1 protein-coding gene is annotated in these 1,130 nt (G+C 69.9%); it reads left to right on the forward strand.

The features are described 5' to 3' along the window. Positions 1 to 180 precede the first annotated feature (180 nt). Positions 181 to 1,130: ornithine carbamoyltransferase (argF, locus tag MCM47_RS41270; protein ID WP_238951884.1), on the forward strand; the 950-nt coding region annotated here is incomplete at its 3' end.

Genomic DNA, 1,130 nt, shown 5'->3' on the forward strand with positions numbered 1-1,130 from the left:
CTGGGGGCGGGGCCCGGTGCCCCCCCGCCTCTGCCCGCTCCCCGACACGGCACCGTCCTGCCGGTCGGAGGCCGGGTCCTGCGGTGACCGCCGCAGGGCCCGGGGGCCATGCATACAAATTCCGAGTGTCGTATAGAATTGCCGCTTCGCGGTCCGTCCACGTCACCCCAGGAGCCCGGCATGGCGTTCAACCTCCGGAACAGGCACTTCCTCAAGGAGCTCGATTTCACGGCCCAGGAGTTCCGCTTCCTGGTGGATCTCGCCGCCCAGCTCAAGGCGGCGAAGTACGCGGGCACCGAGCAGCCCCGGCTGCGGGGCAAGAACATCGCGCTGATCTTCGAGAAGACCTCCACCCGGACGCGCTGCGCCTTCGAGGTGGCCGCCCACGACCAGGGCGCCACCACCACCTACCTGGACCCGTCCGGTTCGCAGATCGGCCACAAGGAGTCGATCAAGGACACCGCCCGGGTGCTGGGCCGGATGTTCGACGGTATCGAGTACCGGGGCCACGGGCAGGAGATCGTCGAGGAGCTGGCCGCGTACGCCGGCGTCCCGGTCTGGAACGGCCTCACCGACGAGTGGCACCCGACCCAGATGCTCGCCGACGTGCTGACCGTCCGGGAGCACAGCGCCAAGCCGCTGACCGAGGTGGCCCTCGCCTACCTCGGTGACGCCCGCTCCAACATGGGCAACTCGCTGCTGGTCACCGGCGCGCTGCTCGGCATGGACATCCGGATCGTCGCGCCCCGGGCGCTCTGGCCCGCCGAGGAGGTGCTGAAGGCCGCGGAGGGGCTGGCCGAGACCAGCGGCGCCCGGATCACGCTCACCGAGGACGTCGACACGGGCGTGGCCGGCGCCGACTTCCTCTACACCGACGTCTGGGTCTCGATGGGCGAGCCCAAGGAGGTCTGGGCGGAGCGGATCGAGCTGCTCAAGCCCTACCAGGTGTCGATGGACACCGTCCGGGCCACCGGCAACCCGGACGTGAAGTTCCTGCACTGCCTTCCGGCCTTCCACGACCTCGGGACGGTGGTCGGCCGGCAGATGTACGAGGCGACCGGGATGACCGAGCTGGAGTGCACCGACGAGCTGTTCGAGTCGGCGCACTCCGTCGTGTTCGACCAGGCGGA

This window comes from Kitasatospora sp. A2-31 (assembly GCF_022288725.1).
Classification (GTDB): domain Bacteria; phylum Actinomycetota; class Actinomycetes; order Streptomycetales; family Streptomycetaceae; genus Kitasatospora.